Origin of the sequence: Stenotrophomonas sp. SrG (assembly GCF_050031795.1) — a bacterium.
GTDB lineage: Bacteria > Pseudomonadota > Gammaproteobacteria > Xanthomonadales > Xanthomonadaceae > Stenotrophomonas > Stenotrophomonas rhizophila_A.
In genome coordinates this window covers 1-229 of the sequence record NZ_JBNBBE010001855.1, presented here as the reverse complement: position 1 = coordinate 229, position 229 = coordinate 1, and the positions used below count along the sequence as shown (strand labels likewise).

Annotated in this window: 1 protein-coding gene; it reads left to right on the top strand. The window is 64.2% G+C overall.

The genetic code is table 11. The features are described from left to right. Positions 1-229: PepSY-associated TM helix domain-containing protein (locus tag ACQG3P_RS25620; protein ID WP_426806613.1), on the top strand; the 229-nt coding region annotated here is incomplete at both ends.

Genomic DNA, 229 nt, shown 5'->3' with positions numbered 1-229 from the left:
CACCACCGGCGTGATCACCCACAAGACGATCTACAAGGATTTCTTCACCTTCCGGCCGGAGAAGGGCCTGCGCTCGGGGCTGGACTTCCATACCGTCAGCGCGGTGATGGCCCTGCCCTACCCCGCGATGATCACCTCCACCGGCATAGCCCCGCTGACGTACAGGTACCTGCCGCAGGGCGCAAGCGTGGCTTATCCCACGGATGAGGACGCGTTCTACAGCGAGGCC